The sequence below is a fragment of the Wolbachia endosymbiont (group A) of Clivina fossor genome (assembly GCF_964026865.1).
Classification (GTDB): Bacteria; Pseudomonadota; Alphaproteobacteria; order Rickettsiales; family Anaplasmataceae; genus Wolbachia.
In genome coordinates this window covers 1,403,914-1,421,767 of record NZ_OZ034707.1, presented here as the reverse complement: position 1 = coordinate 1,421,767, position 17,854 = coordinate 1,403,914, and the positions used below count along the sequence as shown (strand labels likewise).

Here is a 17,854-nt window from a genome sequence, read left to right as displayed (position 1 = left end):
AAATAGCATGCTTCCATGGTTCTCTCCGCGGTCTGATATGGCTAATTTGTATTTTAGCCAAGCCGCACTATACTTGTTAGGCGGAAGTGGACGGCAACATGTGTCTTACGAAGTCTATGCTTCAACCTAGGATCTTGCTTATCCCTTCCATCGGCATTGCTATCTTTACTTTACATCAAATTATCTACTTTTTGCATTTATTGATAACAGAATTCTGTTTTACTAACCAACATCCTATGCATAATTACAGACAACTTCCGCGCTACGGCAACAATTGCTTTCTTCATACCCTTCTTTTTTGCAAGCCTCAATCCCCAGCTTCTCAATTTAAATTTCCTTTTACATTTTACCAGTAAGACTTGTGCTGCTTCGTACAACACATTCCTACATTCTACTGGTCCCATTTTTGATATACTTCCATGCCGATCAATCTCTCCAGAAGCGTACTGTCTTGGGCTCAATCCCATATAGGCTCCAACTGCATAAGATGTTTCAAACCTATATGCATCATCTATCGCAGCTTTGTATGTCATTGCTACTATAATACCAACTCCTGGAACAGTAGTTAATAATTTACAATCCTCATCTTTTTTACCTTGCTCTGAGAGCATTTTGTCAAGTTTTCTTATCGATTCTTCTATTGTTTCTAAGCTATGTACTAATGCTTCAATTGAGTTCTTGCTAATTTCATCTAGCTCATTAATTATTTCTTGCACTTTTAAAATGAAACTTGTAGATCTGGCACGCTGATCAATTTTTATCCCGTATATTTTTAATAATCCTCTTATTGTTCCCTCAATTTTCTCTCTGCTACGTGTTAATTGTCTTCTGCTTCCAAGCATTATTTTAATCTGACAAGCTTCATCTGACTTTACTAATACCTCTTTAAATAGCCCAACTCTCATCATTTGTGCTATACCTCTTGCATCATTTTTATCATTCTTATTGATTCTTGCAGACAATGCTGCTGCCATATGCCTTGCATCTACACAAGTTACTGGCAATCCAAATCTCCTCAATTCTTTGCACATTGATATTGATAGTTGTCCACTTTCTATCCCTATTGCTTCATATTTTTTGCTTTGACTAAGCAAATACTCCGCTATTGTACTGCTTTCACTTACAATAACTTCTTCTTTAACAATTTTTCCTTTCTCATCAACGATACTGATAAAAGTTTCCTTGAGTGAGACATCTAATCCACTATAATATTTCATAAGACTGCTCCTACTGTAAAAGTTTAAATTATTTTTGAAGAACTAATTCTATTGAACTTGTTACTTCGTGCTAAAATAATGGAGTATGTCTCTCCATCATTTAATAGCAATTACAGTATGTGTCTTGCTGCTTGAAATGTTTTCTTTGTAAAAATTTAGCTTATCTTTTACATCTAAACAGCATTAACACGATTTGCCTTTTTTGGATGTAGAAATTTTCTAGGAATTGTCTTCTTGAGTTCTATGGTATTTTGTTTAACATTGAAACAAGATTCCAGTGCCAAGCACTGGAATGACATCCTTTTTTGGTCCTCTAAGTAGCCTTCTACTTGTATCTTGTCAAAAGCATCTAATGTTTTAAGCTTAAGCATTAGGTGGAGAAGGGAGGAACTCTGTGCTTCTTCTTAGATATAAAATCTGTAGAGGAGATAAGAATTCCCTTCTCAAAAGTATAGGCTGGACGGTATCGTAGAAAGACCTGAATGGTTCTAATTCTGTATTCACAAGACTAACCTTACTTTTCATTTTTAATGGTAACGTATGGGGTTATATATGATCAACAACTTTTTGGGCATAGATATATCAAAAGATCGCTTTGATGTTTTTCTCTCATTTATAAGCAAAAAAGGAAAGCGTGAAACTAGAAAAAGAAGCTTTAAGAACGATGATCATGGGTTTCAAAGTCTACTGAATTTTCTACACAAACATAATGTAGAAAAAGCAAAAACCTGTATGGAATCTACTGGTTGTTATAGCGAAGCACTGGCTGAATTTCTACACAATGCTGGACATTTTGTAAGTGTTGTAAATCCTTATTGCATAAAATCTTATGCAAGGAGTAAGCTGATACGACAAAAGAATGATCAGACCGATGCAGAAGTTATTGCTGATTATTGCCAAAGACAGGAACCTTCTAGTTGGACACCACCTTCTCCTGAAATGAAAAAATTAAAACATCTTTATCGTTGCTCAGTTGCGTTAAAAGATGAGTTAACATTAGTAAATAACCACTTAGAAAAAAAAGAGAGACTGCCTAAAGAAGTTGCAAATGCTTGGGAAGACCTTGCAATGAATATAGCTCAAAAAATAGAAACAATAAAAAACTCCGTACGTGAACTATTAAATCAACACAAAGAATTGTTGGAAAATTTTCAACTTCTATTGACTATTCCAGGCATAGGAGAAGAATCAGCAATAGCTATTTTAGCTGAAGTTTCTGATATAGAGGTTTTTAGAGATGCCAGGCAATTGGCAGCATATACAGGAGTTATACCACGAAATATGACGTCAGGTTCCTCTGTATATGCCAAACCCAGATTAAGTAAATCCGGTTCACAAACATTACGTAAGGCACTTTTCTTTCCTGCCATAGTAGCTAAGAATCACAATCCTATCATTATGAGCTTTTGCCAAAGATTAAAGGAAAAGGGTAAGCATAATATGGCCATCGTTGGTGCTGCAATGCGTAAGCTACTCCATATCATTTTCGGTATTCTGACATCCAAAAGTGCTTTTGATCCTAACCATATCAAAAACTACAGGGCTAAGAGGTTGACTGAAGGTTTAGTACTTTAAAATCAAAAATGCTTCCTATCTATCTTATGTAAAGTGGTATCTTACACAAATTTATTGAATGTTGTTGGTTAGTGGATATGTTGATAAGTAAACTTCATCTGTTTTGTGCGTATAAAACTAATTTACTTATCAACATATCCACTAACTATAATCTGTGTACTGTTACACAATTGGAAGTATTTTTTGATTTTATGATGCAACTTGGGAAATTTTTATAATTTTTTTGTTGACTAACAAGACGGTATCTCCTGTCATCCCAGTGCTTGACACTGGGATCCAGGAATTTTAATTGTAAGTAATGCATTGGGTTTGGTGAGTATGGGTTTTGCGTTATAAAATGAAGCACTTTTGGTGAATTTGTAAAGAAAACTGGATCCCAGTGTCTGGGCACTGGGATGACATCCTCCTAGTAGAGATCGCTTTTGTAATTGCAACATTCGTGCAATCTTTAGCTATAAATATTTAAGAAATTTACCAAACGAAAAAAAAGGCAAAAGAAGCCCCATGGTGGTTGGCTATTCACTATGTACTAAAATATCGGCGTTTTTTTTATTCTAAAACGCTTGATTAAGAGCGATTTAGCTGCTTTTAACTTGCAACTAACCTACACCGCAAGTGTTTAAGAAATTTACCAAGCAGGAAAAAAGGCAAAGAAACCCCAGGGTAGCTAGTATTCAAATTCTCCCTTGTCTATTTGACGTTTTTTGCTGTCTTAAACGCTTTATAAGCGCGTTTCGGCTTGTATAGGTAGAAACCTAAAAGTTTTATAAAGACATGAGGTGCACATAGTGCAAAAAATTAAGCATGATTTACGCCAAATACATTAAGTTTTTTTGTCATTAATCCACTGCAGAGATTGCGAAGATAAATAAATAGCTTCAGTGTTATGATAAGGGGGCTGGCGGAGTTTGTCAAGTAAGTTTTTCGTTTCTATGTTGTCAGCTACTTGCATGACACCTCTGGGCACTGCCGTCATAAAGGAACCAGTGTTAGCTACTTGGATGACAACCATTGTATTTGAGGCAAAATTGACTATCACTTCTTTTTATAGAGCTTGCTCCAAATTCTATTGTTAGTTAATACAAAAAACACTGTTAAAATTATAAAATACGCCACTACTTTTAATCCAAGTTTATGCCGGCGCTCTAATTCTGGCTCTGCTGCCCATTGTAAAAAATTTATCACATCATACGCCATATTTTCAACTGTGGCTTGTCTTGCACCATCATATTCCACCATTCCTTCAGAAAGTGGTGGCGCCATAGCTAACCTGCCTGTTGAAAAGTAAGGGTTGAAGTATAAATCATTTTCATCGTGCTCGCCGTTTTGATAGCCTGTTAACAGTGAATAGACATAATTTGCACCATCATGCCTTGCTTTAATAATTAACGATAAGTCTGGTGGAACTGCACCATTATTGCTTGCTGCAGCTGCTTCTTTTGTATCAAAAGGTGCAATAAAATAATCCGAAGGTACTCCAGGTCTATCGAACATTTCACCCAAATCGTTCGGACCATCTTTAACTTGATAAGAAGCTGCAATCTGTTTTATATCTTCTTCAGAAAAACCAACATCTTGCAAATTACGAAATGCTATCCTATTCATTGAATGACAAGCAGCACAGACTTCTTTATACACTTTATAGCCTCGTTGAATTGACTCTCTATCGAAAGATCCGGTAATTCCATCAAATTTCCAGTCCATTTTTTTATTTGGTGATGGCTTGAATTCTTCTGCATACACAAAATTAGCAAAAAACAATATGCAAAGTATAGCTAACATACTTCTCATCAGCATTACTTCATCTCCGGCACAGAATCACTTAAGGTTTTTGGTGGTTCTTTTGGCTTTTCATATTTACTAAGCAGTGGTAAAATTATTACAAAATATGCAAAATAATAAAGAGTGGATAGCCTACTCATAGTGATGTAAGGCTCTTTCACCTCTTGTCCTCCAAGCCAGGCAAGAAGTGCAAAATTTATTGCGAAAACCCAAAAAAATTTTTTGAACACTGGGCGATAAGCACCACTTTTAACTTTTGATTTATCAAGCCAAGGTAACAAAAACCAAACTAAAATAGACGCAAACATGGTAAGCACACCAGTAAGTTTATCTGGAATTGAACGTAGCATTGCATAAAAAGGTAAAAAGTACCACTCTGGCACTATATGTACCGGAGTGACCATAGAATCAGCTTCTATATAATTGTCTGGATGTCCAAGATAATTAGGAGCATAGAAAACAAATGCAAACAAAACTACAAAAAACAGACCAAAAGTTATGCAATCCTTGACTATATAATAAGGATAGAGAGGAATGGTATCCTTATCTGATTTTACCTCCACTCCACTTGGGTTACCGGAGCCAAACCTATGCAGAGCTATCACATGAAGCATAGCTAAAGCAATAATAACAAAAGGCAGAAGATAATGCAGAGCGAAAAAACGGTTAAGTGTTGGATTATCAACGGAAAAACCACCCCATAACCATATAACTATTTTATTGCCAATTAAAGGTATAGCTGAAAATAAGTTGGTTATGACTGTTGCACCCCAGAAACTCATTTGTCCCCAAGGCAATACATATCCCATAAAGGCAGTTGCCATCATTGCAAAAAATATAAATATACCAATAAACCACACCATCTCTCGTGGCCTCTTGTAAGATCCGTAATATAATCCACGCATTATATGAACATAGACTACCATAAAGAAGAGCGATGCTCCAACAGCGTGAGTGTAGCGTATTAACCACCCGTAATTCACATCTCGCATTATGCGCTCTACACTATTAAACGCATAATCAACATGCGGAGTGTAGTGCATAGCAAGAAATATACCTGTTATTATTTGTAAAATTAGCGCTATACCAGCCAAAGAGCCAAAGTTCCAAGCATAATTTAAGTTTTTTGGCACTTGGTAAGAAGCAGTGTGTTTCAAAAAAGAAAATATAGGCAATCTATATTCTATCCACCCTAATATGCCTTTTTCTTCTTCTATCGTTGTTTTTTTTTTCTGCATAACTTAAAGCTTTCTCTACCTTTAACTCGTTTTATTGTAGCAACTTATCCTTTACACACAAATAAAAAGTTTAAAGCGATATTAATTACTACCTCTTCAGCAACCTATCACGTGCCGCATTTAATTTCTGTGCAAAATACTCTGAGCCTCCCTTATCTGGGTGAACTAATTTCATTAAATTTTGATATGCTTTATTAATTTCATTTTGACTTGCCTCAGGATTCAGCCCCAGTATCTTTAATGCTTCATCTTTGGACATGTTACTACTACCGAACTAGTATGATTTTGTCTTGTAAATTTATTCAACAACCCTATTCTAACTATATAATGAAAAATTATCTACAAAGTGTTTATAAAGATGGTATGAAAATCCAACTATCTAAAGTCAACAAATATTTATTAGTTTTACTGATTACTGTCTCAGCATTTCTCATATCTGGGCAAGTATCCAGTTCAAGCAGTATCGAGAATGATTTTCAAGATTTACAAGAAAAATTACCATTATTGAAAGATCAGGATTTGTTATTTTTAAGTCCAGCTTCAGCTTTAAATTATGGTGATAGGGCAGGTGAAAAAGTGTTAATGGTTATAGTTCACCATACTGAAACATCAACATTAAAAGATACAAAAGATACGCTGAATGCTAGAGGATTGTCAGTTCATTTTATTGTCGATAGGGATGGCAGCATCACCTTAATGGTTCCATTAGAGAAAGAAGCATGGCATGCTGGTATTAGTTATGCAAGAGTTAAGATAGATAGCAAGCTTGAAGAGCTACGGAAGCTTAACAACTATTCTGTAGGTATTGAGATTGTAAACACAGGACTTGAGCCTTTTCCGGAAGAGCAAATGAGGTCCGTTAAAGAGCTGATTTTATACCTTATGGAGCGTTTTAAAATTAAAAGGGATATGATATTTAGTCATTCTGAAATAGGAACCATAGTTTACAATCAAGAACTTGGCTATACAATGCGTAAACCAGATCCACACAAATTGTTTGATTGGGAGTTATTAGAGAAAAATGGAATTGGATTGCACATAAGTGACAGAATAAACCCTAAAGATGCTAAACAGCAAATGGGCGAAATATTGTATAAAGCAGGTGATAGAAATGAAGGTATTTTGAAATTAAAACAAAGGCTGAACAGATTTTTCTATAAGATATTACCTTGGAATAATAAGAAAGGTAATGTAATTTTTCCTGATAATAATGCTGATTACTCAGATGAGTTTGATGAGAATTTTGTATGGGTTATTTATCAGTTTTCAATACATAGTTTACCAAGAGAAATTAGAAAAGATTTACCTCTTAAATTAGAACAAGCAGATATATTTCCTGAATTCTTTAGTAAATATAGTCATGGCATTTCTTCTAGTTATCTAACCTTTAGTGAAAAAATTAAATCGACTCTACAATCATGTTTAAGCAAAGTAGATTATGAGAATTTATTATCTTCTCTTGCACAATATGAGAATAACATTTCTCCTGATGCATCTACCACTTTAATGTACAAAATTAAGTTATACTATGATTCTTATTTAAGATATCGCATATGGTCTTCACTCTATAAACCATTTAAGCTTAATTTATTGGAAGAGTTAGACATTTTAAAGAGTGGAGTGTTATCTTTAAAATCACTAGATAGCTCTGAGGCTGCAGAAGTCTCCAGTTTAATTGATAGCTTTAAAGCAGATATTTCTTTAGAATTTCAGGATTTTGAGGAGCAATGGCTTCAGGAATTTAAGAATGCCTGGGAGAAAGAATTTATACCCTCTTTGAAAGAGAAGATAACATGGACTGCACTACATGAAGCAATATTGGATTATTTAGAAAAAGCAAAGGAAGAAATTCGTTAAACGAAAACTTTTTTTAAGATCACTTTTTTAACAATTTATCACGTGCCGCATTTAATTTTTGTGCAAAATACTCTGAGCCTCCTTTATCTGGATGAACTAATTTCATTAAATTTTGATATGCTTTATTAATTTCATTTTGACTTGCCTCAGGATTCAGCCCCAGTATCTTTAATGCCTCATCTTTGGACATGTTATCACCAGTGTAATTTTCAGTATAACTTCTACTGCTATTAAATTCGTTCAAAAACTTACTCAATATAGAGTTCATCATGAAACTTATGTTATTTTTTTTTGTCAGGAAAAGAAAAAATACAACAACGCTAGGCAAAACAAATGTAACTACTATGAATACTAAAAAAAGAAAAAAGATGAATGACATGTATATTTTTTTATCATTTTATGATTAAATAGTAACAATTATAATTGTCATGGTAAATAACATGTTCATCCAGATTGAAGAAACACCAAATCCAAACACACTGAAATTTCTCCCTGGATTTGCAATTCTAAACGAAGGAGAAACGGCTGATTTTTCAAATGCAGATGAAATAAAAAACTCCAAGCTAGCAGCAAATCTTTTTCAAATAGAACATGTGGTAAGAGTGTTTTTTGGTCATGATTTTATTTCAGTAACAAAATTGGGTGGAATTAATTGGGATACATTAAAAGTAGAAATTTTAACTACAATCATGGATCACTTTACTTCAGGTGGAAAAGCACTAGATAAAGAAGGAGTAAATGATAATAATATACCGGATGAAGAATTTTTTGATAAAAATGATATAGAAATTGTAAATAGAATAAAAGAATTGATGGAAAGTTATATCAAACCTGCAGTTGCTCAAGATGGTGGCGATATCAAATTTCGTGGCTATAAAGACGGGATAGTTTATGTTGAGTTACAAGGAGCTTGCTCTGGATGCCCAAGTGCTGCAATTACTTTAAAGCAAGGAGTGCAGAATATGCTGAGCTACCACATACCAGAGGTTGCAGGTATAGAGACCACACTATGACTAATCAAACGGTTAGAGGAACAAAAGATCTCCTGTTTGATGAATGGTACAAGTCTAAACACATAGAGCAAACAGCAAGCAGAATCTCAAGTCTATATGGCTTTTTGCCTGCTCAAACTCCGATATTTGAATATACGGAAGTTTTCACAAAGACTTTAGGTGATAGCTCAGACATCATCACTAAAGAGATGTACACCTTTAATGATAAAGGGGGAAAGAGCATAACTTTACGTCCTGAGTTCACTGCAGCGGTTGTTAGGCTATTAATTGAAAAAAAACTGCAAACGCCGATAAAATTATTTTCAACAGGGCCTGCATTTCGTTACGAAAGACCGCAAAAGGGAAGACAGAGGCAATTTCATCAGATAAATTTTGAGGTTTTTGGTGTAGAAGATTCAAAAGCCGATGTTGAATTGATATCACTCGCTCAGCACTTACTAACTGAATTTAGCATCAATAAAAATGTAAAGCTGGAAATCAACTCTTTAGGTGATAGTGAAACAATAACTAAGTATAGAGAAGCTTTGATCTTATACTTTACAAAGTATCAAAACGATCTATCAGAAGATAGCAAAAATAGGTTGATCAAAAATCCACTCAGAATACTGGATTCTAAGGATGAGAAAGATAGATTAATAATTTCTGATGCGCCTAAAATCAGTGATCACTATACAAAAGAATCTTCATATTTCTTTGACCAGGTGTTAAATGGACTGCAAGCTCTTGGCATACCTTACACTGTGAATAGCAAATTAGTTCGAGGTCTAGACTATTATTGTCACACAGTATTTGAATTTGTCACAGAAGATTTAGGTGCACAAGGGGCAGTTTTTGCCGGTGGAAGATACGATAATCTAGTATCTTCAGTAGGTGGAAAACACACTCCAGCGATAGGATTTGCAGGAGGTATTGAACGCATAATGGAGTTAATCAATTATTCTCCGAAAGAAGAGCGACCTATTTACCTAATTCCGATCGGCAGAGAGGCTGATGAACATGCTCTAACACTTGCGAATGAATTGCGCAGAAATGGTTTATATGTAGTCTACGAATATAGCGGAGCACTTAAAAACCGAATGAAAAAAGCAAATCAAGCAAATGCTAAAGCTGCTTTAATCTTTGGCGATGAAGAATTGAGTAGTAAAACTTTAAAGATTAAAAACATGGATACAGGTGAAGAAAAAATAATTGCTCGCGATAACACAATAGAAAACATCAATTAGGAGCAATGCAAATGTTTTTCTTAGTCAGCTATAGAAGAAAATTCGTCTGCACAAGAATTTTTCATAGCATTCAATGTATCATAATCTGTAAAATCTAATTTTACTGGTGTGATAGTAATAAATCCTTCTTTTATTTTATTTACACTACCACTGCCTGAGTGCTCTCGAGACCAATTTAAGCTAAAAAAGCCATTCGAATTTTCAGTAAAAGTTAAATCCCCATCAATGTTATATTCACCTTGTTCAGCAAATTCTACTCCTTTTACTTTTTCCGTAGCAGGAAAATTTACACTCATCACTGTGTTTTTAGGCCAACCAACCTTAACTAGCTTGGCAATAACCTTTGGTGCAAAAACCTTTGTATTGTGCCAGTCTATTTTATCATGATAAACTTGGCTCAGCGCAATAGAAGGTATAGACCTTGCAGCACCTTCCATTACAGCACCAATTGTTCCTGAATAACAAATATCGTCCCCGACATTTGATCCAATATTTACTCCGGACAATATTAAGTCTGGTTTTTTATTCATAACTTTATTTAGCGCAATAATGACACAATCTGCAGGAGTACCAGACACACTAAATTCCCTTTCACTATGTTGGTTTATTCCAATAGATTGTTTCACTGGATAATCAAGAGATCTTGCAGCCCCGCTTCTATCAGTATCTGGTGCCACTATCCATATTTCTGACGCAAAATTCCGTGCAATCTCTTTGAGTAATTTTATTCCTTCACTTCCAAAGCCATCATCGTTTGTTATCAATATTATCATATACAATACTCAGCTATACAGTTCCAAATTATGTAAATCACTGGCTGTAAATAAACTCATGAGGCTTTAAGTTTCTTTGCATAACTATGAACTGTAACAAAGAACCTGCTGTAAATCAATAGATTTCTTGCACAGGCCATAACTGTCATTACAATAGAAACGAAAAAACCTACTTGACAAACTCCGCCAGCCCCCTTATCATGGTACTGAAGGTATTCAGTTATCTTCATCTGTGCAGATTAAACAGCAAGAAAACAACGTAGTTGGCGTCTTATTTTTAATTTTTTGCACTATGTGCACCTTATGTCTTCACAATATTTCTAGGTTTTTACCTATATAAGCTGAAACGCGCTTATAAGTCGTTTAAGACAGTATAGTACGCCAATTTGCAGGATTAGAGAGTGAACACTAATTACCACGGGGTTTCTTTTGCCTTTTTTTCTGCTTAGTAAATTTCTTAAACATTTATGACTAAAGGTTAGTTGCATTAAAAAGCAGCTGAGTCGCGGTTATTAAACGTTTAAAACATAAAAAAACGCCAATATTGAAAATAGACAATGACTAGGGCTTCTTTTGCCTTTTTTTTGTTTGGTAAATTTCTTAATGTTTGTAGCTAACATGAACAAACATTTGAGAGTAACTTCCGCTAGTAGGGTGTCATCCCAGTGCCCAGACACTGGGATCCAGCCTTTTCATAATCATCAAAACGTTGTATTTTAACATAAAACGGCTACTTTTATGCTTATCAACTTAATAAAATTCCTGGATCCCAGTGTCAAGCACTGGGATGACAGGGGAAGGAGGCCACTCGGATGACACCCTGACACCCGTCATCCCGCCACGTGTTAGCGGGATCTAGAGATACCGCGGCGGTATGACGGTGTAGATAGTAATTCGTCATCCCGCTGCTTGTTAGCGGGATCTCTTGTTAGCGGCTGAGATACCGCGAATGAATCGCGGTATGACATGTTGCTTGGATCAGCTATAGTATTTCTTAAAATTAATAATAAATTTCTTGGCTGGCAAGAAGCTGTAAATTTTTTTGCGAGACCTAAGCCGCTTTTGATATAGCTAAAGGTTTACTGACAATCGTCTCATTCCACTACCTGCTGACTTACTTTCTGCTTAGCATATCCATCAAATCAGATTCTTTGAGTTTACTATGGTCAACTTTACTGAACTTATTTACCACAGAGCTCATTTGATTATACTGCTTAATCAGAAGATTAACTTCAGTTACACTTGTTCCGGACCCCTTAGAAATTCTAAGTCTTCTTTTGCCATTTAAAATATCTGGATTTTGCCTTTCTTTTTCAGTCATTGAGTTTATGATAGCTATATATTTTTTCACTTTATTGTCATCTGGCACACTGCTACTTAGCTTTTTTGTGAATGAACTAGGAATGAATTTCATTATGTTGCTAATACCATCCATTTTACTCAGAGTTTTTAACATTCCCACTAGGTCGTTTAGGTCGAATTTACCCTTTTTTACTTTCTTTTGTAACTTATCAATTTCTTCCTGACCAACAATCTCAGCAGCTTTTTCAACCAATGAGACAACATCACCCATGCTAAGTATCCTTTTTGCAATTCTATCGGGGTAAAAATCATCGAGGTCACTTAATTTTTCACCACAAGCAATAAATTTAATTGGACAATCGGCGATCATTTTCATAGAAAGAGCAGCACCACCACGTGCATCACCATCAACACGGGTAAGAATAATGCCGGTTACACCTATTGCCTCATTGAATGATTTGGCAATGTTGACCGCATCCTGGCCTATCATTGCGTCGGCTACTAAAATAACTTCTGCAGGTGAAGCTATTTCCTTTACGGCTTTCAACTCATTCATCATATTATTGTCAATATGAAGCCTGCCTGCGGTATCTAGTATTAATACATCACAATTATCGTTCTTTGCTGTTGCCAGTGCCCTTTTTGTAATTGCAATAGGCCCCTCATTTATTACTATAGATAAAGTTTGTACGTCTATTTGTTTACCCAGCACCTCAAGTTGTTTCTGGGCAGCCGGCCTATAAATGTCTAAAGAGGCAAGCATCACTTTTTTCTTTTGCTTTTTTAGCTTTAAAGCAAGCTTTCCTGAGGTAGTTGTTTTACCTGCACCTTGTAAGCCCACCATCATAATCACAGCAGGGGGTTTAACTGCTAGATTTAAGTCACTTTTCTCTGATCCGAGAACTGCAACTAAATTATCCTGCACAATTTTAATTATCATTTGTGCTGGAGAAACACTTTTTATGACTTTTTCCCCAATCACTTTATCTTTAATGTCATTGATGAATTTTTTCGCAACTTCAAGTGAAACGTCAGCTTCAATTAAAGCTATACGTATTTCACGCATGGCAAGATTAAAATCATCTTCAGAAATGATTGACTTTCCTCTCAGTTTACTAAATACAGAATTTAAACTTTCAGTTAACGATTTAAACATAATAGCGTTAGTAGAATACTTATTAAAAAGAGAGAAGAAGCTGAAACAAAACTCACTGAGTTATAATCCAGCACTTCTTTAAGTTTAGTAATATTATTAAAGTATAAACCAGCAAGTGAATTAGTCAAGTTTTGCACTATGCTGGCAAACATTTCTCTAGTTTTAGAGACTAACTGATTGAACAGCAAGACAATATAGGGTATGAAAGCTCTAAAAGTCCAATCAACATCCATTTTAAAATTTATTCTCGGGTAAAATAACTTGCGTAAAGGAATAAACAATAAAGTGGTACATAATAACAAATTAAATTGCGACAAAATATTTTTTGTGTTGTACACAAAATCGAAAATCGAAGGTTTATTGTAAATAGGTAAGTAAGGATTGCCAGCGATTACGCATATAAATGCTAAAATGATCATAGTCATTTTGCCCCCCCTCTCTGCTAACGGTTTTGACTTACTTTTTGCAATAAATAAGTAATAAAGAAACTTTAGCCCCACGCTTAAATGAAGCAGCAAATTTAGAACCTTATATAAATTTTTATACCCTTTTAAGGCAACAGTGTTCATTTCAATTTCAGCTGTGATATATGATTTACTGATAAATCCAGCGGTTCCAGGAAATGCAGCCATTGTAAGTATTGCGATTATAGCACACATGCCTTCCACTGACATCAGTTTACCTACTCCATTAAAACTAATTGTTTTTGTTCGTGAAATAATCGAATTGCTGACCACAAACAATAATGATTGATAAACAAGAGAGAAGATTATATGCAGTATCAAAATTGGTATTGCCTTTTCCGAAGGGCTGAGTAAACCTCCTGCAATAATCAGCAAGCCCATTTGTCCTACAATATTATAGCATAAAAATCTACGAATATTTTGCTCAAGAGAAGCAAATATAATGCTGTAAATTGCAGTGATGGCGCCTACAAGCGCTAATATTTCAGTACAATCTTGCCATAGGTTATAAGTGTGTAAAAGCATTACTAAAAAAGAGACTTTAGTGGTAAATAAAGAGAGATATGTAGTGCCATGTAGCGATGCAGCAGGATATGCATCAACAACCCAAAACGAAAAAGGGAAACAAGCGCAATTTATCAATAAACCCAAAATTATCAGGTCAGTGCTTTGAAGTGCCAATCCTGCTATTAATATAACTCCAACGAAAAAGTGTACACAAGCGTACCTTATTGCAGGTCCACTATCTCTACAGCCAGCTGCGATAATAAAAAATGCACTGACAGTCATTAATTCACAAAATATTATAACCAATATCATATGTTTAGATAAAACTGCATAAAGTGAACTAATAGTGTAAGCAGCAAAAGATAGCATCTCTGAAAAAGTCAAATTTTGTGCTGGTAGAACAGCTAAAAATGCAACTGATAAAAAAGATATTAGTATGATACGAAAAGATAAATCAAAATCTAGAATTGGGAGAGACCAATTTACTGCAATGCTCAAATTTTCAGGTAATTTTAGGACTATAACTATTAATATAGTCAGTAGGAGTAACAGTGACGATTTACAAAGTTGCACAATAATTTAAACCAATATGGTTTATGCTATCTCAATATATGAATAAAATCAATTTGCATATTAACCACTAATTAAACTAATTATCATATAATTATATCAGAGTTTAGAGGGTTATAGAGAAACCGGTCAGATTAGGTTTTTAATCTAATCTGACCGATAGCTTTAATAGTGAGGTAAGCTTTAATATAGCATTCTTAATTCACAATGCTACACTCGTGCATAATTTATTTTTAATTTGTGCACGAGCGTTAGTAAATTATTTACTTTTTGAAATAAAATTTGGCATCACTTTAATATCCAGACTTAGTAAACCTCAGTAGGGCTTCCAGTTGGACCCATAAGAATTACTTGTTCACCTTCTTTAAAACATTTACATAAATTAGTGGAACCGCCAGTTTCAAGCACAATAGTGGAAATAATTCCTTTTTTTTTGTCTACTTCAGTGCCGGTTACGGCTATACCTTCCATAGCAAGGTTTGTATTATTGGCTTTTCTGCTATTGGTTTCAAAATTTTGCAACCTAAAGAATTGTCCAGGTTTAAAATTCTTTGCCGCAAGTGGTGCTTTGATCACTATTTCCACAACTTTGTCTGTTAAATATTGAACTTTTATAACCTTTGCAGTGAATTGCTCTTTGATTTTATTGAAAAATTCTTTGTTAGCCAGATCTTCAACGCTTGACCACGCATTTTTTTTCTGGATCTCAGTGTCAGCTACTTGGATGACATCTTTTTTGGTGAAAGTTACTCTTACATTACAACATTCATACAATTGTGCATATGACTCCGAGATTCTAGCTGGAGTGACAGAAACGAAGCTATTAACTCTATTCAAAAGCTGGGAAATAATAGGGTAGCCGTTCTTAGCACTTGCCATAGCTTTCACGACGCTGCCGCTATACGAAGGATGAAGATCACCAAAAAAGCTAATTGTTTTATTGCCTTGCTTATGCACTAATATTCTATCTTTATTTTGCATTTTAGGAGAAAATATTGGATCTATTTCTTTTCCTGATGAATTCAAATGAGTAAAATACCCATTACTTAATTTAAAATGCTTTTTATCTTCTGTTGCAATAACTGTATTTGGCTCAGTACCTGCTGCTATAAAAATAGAACGTGCTTTCATGCATTTGATTTCGCCGGATTTTGTGTCTATTAGTTTTATTGATTCAGCATGATTATATTTATCCGTCACAACTTCAACTGGCTCTAAGTTTTCAATAAAGTAAATCCCTTCTGACAGTGCATTTTGCACCTCTTCGCTATTTAATCGATAACTTGGCGAATCTTTTAGCTCTTTTCTATATACAACTTTCACTCCCCCCAAACTCTGCATTAACTCTAATATTTTTATTTCTCTACTCTCTTTTTTTGCTAACTTTTGCTTTTCTCGGATCAATTGTGCGTGCGATATAAACTCATTCGCAATTTCGCGCTCTTCCTCTGTCCAATCTTTTTCAACACAGTCCTTTCCATACTTATCAACTAATATCTCATAACGAAGAAGAAATTTTTCTGCTTGAATTGGATAATACGCTAAAGCTTCAGTGGCAGTGTCAATCGCAGTAAGCCCCGCACCTATGACAACTATCGGCATACGAACTTGCAGATTTGCTATAGAATCAAATTTAAGAGCGCCAGTCAGTTGTAACGACATAAGAAAGTCAGATGCCATGCGCACCCCACGAGCTAGCATATTCTTTATTTTTATCATTCGAGGCTTACCTGAGCCAAGCGCCAAGGCGATGTGATCAAAACCTAGATTGAAGCTATCTTTCACGGTAATTGTGCCACCAAAACGAATGCCGCCATAAATTGCAAAATTTTCACGTCTTTCTAGTAATAACCTGATAATTTTTAAGTAATTTTTATCCCACCTAGAAGTAATGCCATATTCTGCCACTCCACCAAACCCACCTGCCGTGCGTTCACTCAATTTTTCGTGTTCAAAATCTTTAATTAGCTGGAAATTATCGATTAAAGGTTCAATCTTTAGTCCATCAATGGCGATAACGTTATGCCCATCATTCAACAAATGATGAGCTAAATTAAAACCAGCAGGACCAAGGCCTACAACTAGAACGTTTTTTCCGGTGTTTTCTCTTGGCAATGAACGCTGAAAATTTAAAGGATTCCAACGGCTGAGCAGAGAATATATTTCAAATCCGTACGGTAAACTAAGCACATCATCCAAAATCCTTGTTTCAATCATTGGCACATTCACGGGTTCTTGTTTCTGATATATGCACGAGTTCATGCAGTCATTGCATATTCTGTGCCCAGTAGCCGCACATAATGGGTTATCTATCATCACAATTGCAAGGCTTGCTATGCTGTAACCTTCGCTTTTCACCAGATTCATTTCTGATATTTTCTGTTCTAGTGGACAGCCATGCAGCTCAACTTTTAGTGGGGACTGTTTAAAAGTATTGTCGTTATTAATTAGCCCCTTTGAGCAGCTGTCCTTATTTTGCTTATGACAGAATATGCAGTAGTGAGCGTTATCTAATGCTTTGTTCAAACTCACCTTTTTGCTTGTTAGATCAAAACCATATCGTCTTTTTACTTCATTTGAATACAGCACTTCAACTTTGTCCACTTCTTTTTTAGAAAATGGCATGAGGTTTTCGTGGTCGATTTTTTTATGAATACTGAATAATATACTCTGTTTATTTTTTACTCTCCACACTGCATATTGTGCCGCAAGTTCTATTTCTTCTTTGTGATTTTCTTTATCTTCAAACCAATGCATCACCTGCTCGGCAAAATTTTTTTCTGTTGTTGGCAAAGTGAGAAAATGACTTAGTTTGTTAGTAATATCTATATTCGCCACATTAATGTATTTCTTCAATGCGTAGCGTTGGACAAATAACCTTTTGCATTTATATATCACAGCAAAGTCATTGTGTTTTTTCTTTAGCTCTTCTATTTCTTTTTCAATGTTGAAAAGTTTTGCAATGAACTCGTCAAATAAATATGAGAGGTCTATTATTAACTGGCTATCACCAATCTGATTTTTCCTTGCTTCAATTAATGAACAAAACAAGCTTTCATCACATGATTTAATATAATTCAAAAATGTCTCATCCAATTTTATTAATCCACTGCGAGTATATAAATTTGAAAATGAGATATTAAGCTGCATTATACAGTATGCACACTGTCTTTTGTA

Annotated in this window: 14 protein-coding genes; 4 read left to right on the top strand and 10 right to left on the bottom strand. The window is 34.9% G+C overall.

Annotated features, from left to right (window positions below; genetic code table 11):
* Window positions 1-197: 197 nt before the first annotated feature.
* Together AAGD99_RS07040 and AAGD99_RS07035 are read right to left on the bottom strand one after the other, a co-directional pair.
* Window positions 198-1,217: an IS110 family transposase gene (locus AAGD99_RS07040; protein WP_341822222.1), complete on the bottom strand. Its 1,020-nt coding sequence runs from the start codon at window positions 1,215-1,217 to the stop codon at window positions 198-200.
* Between the two features lie 173 nt (window positions 1,218-1,390).
* Window positions 1,391-1,588, bottom strand: a complete 198-nt coding sequence (locus tag AAGD99_RS07035; RefSeq protein WP_341822980.1) for a hypothetical protein — start codon at window positions 1,586-1,588, stop codon at window positions 1,391-1,393.
* A gap of 181 nt (window positions 1,589-1,769) precedes the next feature.
* Here AAGD99_RS07035 and AAGD99_RS07030 point away from each other — a divergent pair, with 181 nt between their 5' ends.
* Complete coding sequence (locus AAGD99_RS07030; protein ID WP_341822627.1) at window positions 1,770-2,792, top strand: IS110 family transposase; 1,023 nt, start codon at window positions 1,770-1,772, stop codon at window positions 2,790-2,792.
* 1,035 nt (window positions 2,793-3,827) lie between these two features.
* On the opposite strand, the gene AAGD99_RS07025 is transcribed toward AAGD99_RS07030, so the two are convergent.
* The 3 genes from AAGD99_RS07025 to AAGD99_RS07015 form a co-directional block, all read right to left on the bottom strand.
* Window positions 3,828-4,589 (bottom strand): cytochrome c1, encoded by a 762-nt coding sequence (locus tag AAGD99_RS07025; RefSeq protein ID WP_406833358.1) that lies wholly within the window; start codon window positions 4,587-4,589, stop codon window positions 3,828-3,830.
* Complete coding sequence (locus AAGD99_RS07020; protein WP_341822979.1) at window positions 4,589-5,812, bottom strand: cytochrome b/b6; 1,224 nt, start codon at window positions 5,810-5,812, stop codon at window positions 4,589-4,591. Before AAGD99_RS07020 ends, AAGD99_RS07025 begins: the two co-directional genes overlap by 1 nt.
* A gap of 88 nt (window positions 5,813-5,900) precedes the next feature.
* Window positions 5,901-6,071, bottom strand: a complete 171-nt coding sequence (locus AAGD99_RS07015) for a DnaJ domain-containing protein (protein WP_264731219.1) — start codon at window positions 6,069-6,071, stop codon at window positions 5,901-5,903.
* A 68-nt stretch (window positions 6,072-6,139) separates the two neighbouring features.
* Here AAGD99_RS07015 and AAGD99_RS07010 point away from each other — a divergent pair, with 68 nt between their 5' ends.
* Window positions 6,140-7,669 (top strand): N-acetylmuramoyl-L-alanine amidase, encoded by a 1,530-nt coding sequence (locus tag AAGD99_RS07010; protein WP_264731222.1) that lies wholly within the window; start codon window positions 6,140-6,142, stop codon window positions 7,667-7,669.
* Between the two features lie 19 nt (window positions 7,670-7,688).
* On the opposite strand, the gene AAGD99_RS07005 is transcribed toward AAGD99_RS07010, so the two are convergent.
* Window positions 7,689-7,913, bottom strand: coding sequence for a DnaJ domain-containing protein (locus AAGD99_RS07005; protein ID WP_341822978.1), 225 nt, complete (start codon window positions 7,911-7,913; stop codon window positions 7,689-7,691).
* A gap of 196 nt (window positions 7,914-8,109) precedes the next feature.
* Between AAGD99_RS07005 and AAGD99_RS07000 the strand changes: the two genes are divergently transcribed.
* Window positions 8,110-8,682 (top strand): NifU family protein, encoded by a 573-nt coding sequence (locus AAGD99_RS07000; protein WP_264731225.1) that lies wholly within the window; start codon window positions 8,110-8,112, stop codon window positions 8,680-8,682.
* Window positions 8,679-9,905: a histidine--tRNA ligase gene (gene hisS, locus AAGD99_RS06995; RefSeq protein WP_341822977.1), complete on the top strand. Its 1,227-nt coding sequence runs from the start codon at window positions 8,679-8,681 to the stop codon at window positions 9,903-9,905. Before AAGD99_RS07000 ends, hisS begins: the two co-directional genes overlap by 4 nt.
* Window positions 9,906-9,925: 20 nt before the next feature.
* On the opposite strand, the gene surE is transcribed toward hisS, so the two are convergent.
* From surE to AAGD99_RS06975, 4 genes are all read right to left on the bottom strand, one after another.
* A complete protein-coding gene (gene surE, locus AAGD99_RS06990; RefSeq protein ID WP_341822976.1) occupies window positions 9,926-10,678 on the bottom strand; it encodes a 5'/3'-nucleotidase SurE in 753 nt (250 codons plus the stop codon).
* A gap of 1,114 nt (window positions 10,679-11,792) precedes the next feature.
* Window positions 11,793-13,136, bottom strand: a complete 1,344-nt coding sequence (gene ffh, locus AAGD99_RS06985; protein ID WP_341822975.1) for a signal recognition particle protein — start codon at window positions 13,134-13,136, stop codon at window positions 11,793-11,795.
* Window positions 13,121-14,680 (bottom strand): proton-conducting transporter membrane subunit, encoded by a 1,560-nt coding sequence (locus tag AAGD99_RS06980; RefSeq protein WP_341822974.1) that lies wholly within the window; start codon window positions 14,678-14,680, stop codon window positions 13,121-13,123. The genes ffh and AAGD99_RS06980 overlap by 16 nt, the downstream gene beginning before the upstream one ends.
* 303 nt (window positions 14,681-14,983) lie before the next feature.
* On the bottom strand, window positions 14,984-17,827 hold the full coding sequence (locus AAGD99_RS06975; RefSeq protein WP_341822973.1) for an FAD-dependent oxidoreductase: 2,844 nt from the start codon (window positions 17,825-17,827) through the stop codon (window positions 14,984-14,986).
* Window positions 17,828-17,854: the final 27 nt, after the last annotated feature.

Bases quoted from the DNA above. Each gene is read 5' to 3' on its own strand.
- AAGD99_RS07040 (WP_341822222.1), bottom strand. From the start codon at position 1,217: ATGAAATATTATAGTGGATTAGATGTCTCACTCAAGGAAACTTTTATC.
- AAGD99_RS07035 (WP_341822980.1), bottom strand. From the start codon at position 1,588: ATGCTTAAGCTTAAAACATTAGATGCTTTTGACAAGATACAAGTAGAA.
- AAGD99_RS07030 (WP_341822627.1), top strand. From the start codon at position 1,770: ATGATCAACAACTTTTTGGGCATAGATATATCAAAAGATCGCTTTGAT.
- AAGD99_RS07025 (WP_406833358.1), bottom strand. From the start codon at position 4,589: ATGCTGATGAGAAGTATGTTAGCTATACTTTGCATATTGTTTTTTGCT.
- AAGD99_RS07020 (WP_341822979.1), bottom strand. From the start codon at position 5,812: ATGCAGAAAAAAAAAACAACGATAGAAGAAGAAAAAGGCATATTAGGG.
- AAGD99_RS07015 (WP_264731219.1), bottom strand. From the start codon at position 6,071: ATGTCCAAAGATGAAGCATTAAAGATACTGGGGCTGAATCCTGAGGCA.
- AAGD99_RS07010 (WP_264731222.1), top strand. From the start codon at position 6,140: ATGAAAAATTATCTACAAAGTGTTTATAAAGATGGTATGAAAATCCAA.
- AAGD99_RS07000 (WP_264731225.1), top strand. From the start codon at position 8,110: ATGTTCATCCAGATTGAAGAAACACCAAATCCAAACACACTGAAATTT.
- hisS (WP_341822977.1), top strand. From the start codon at position 8,679: ATGACTAATCAAACGGTTAGAGGAACAAAAGATCTCCTGTTTGATGAA.
- surE (WP_341822976.1), bottom strand. From the start codon at position 10,678: ATGATAATATTGATAACAAACGATGATGGCTTTGGAAGTGAAGGAATA.
- ffh (WP_341822975.1), bottom strand. From the start codon at position 13,136: ATGTTTAAATCGTTAACTGAAAGTTTAAATTCTGTATTTAGTAAACTG.
- AAGD99_RS06975 (WP_341822973.1), bottom strand. From the start codon at position 17,827: ATGCAGCTTAATATCTCATTTTCAAATTTATATACTCGCAGTGGATTA.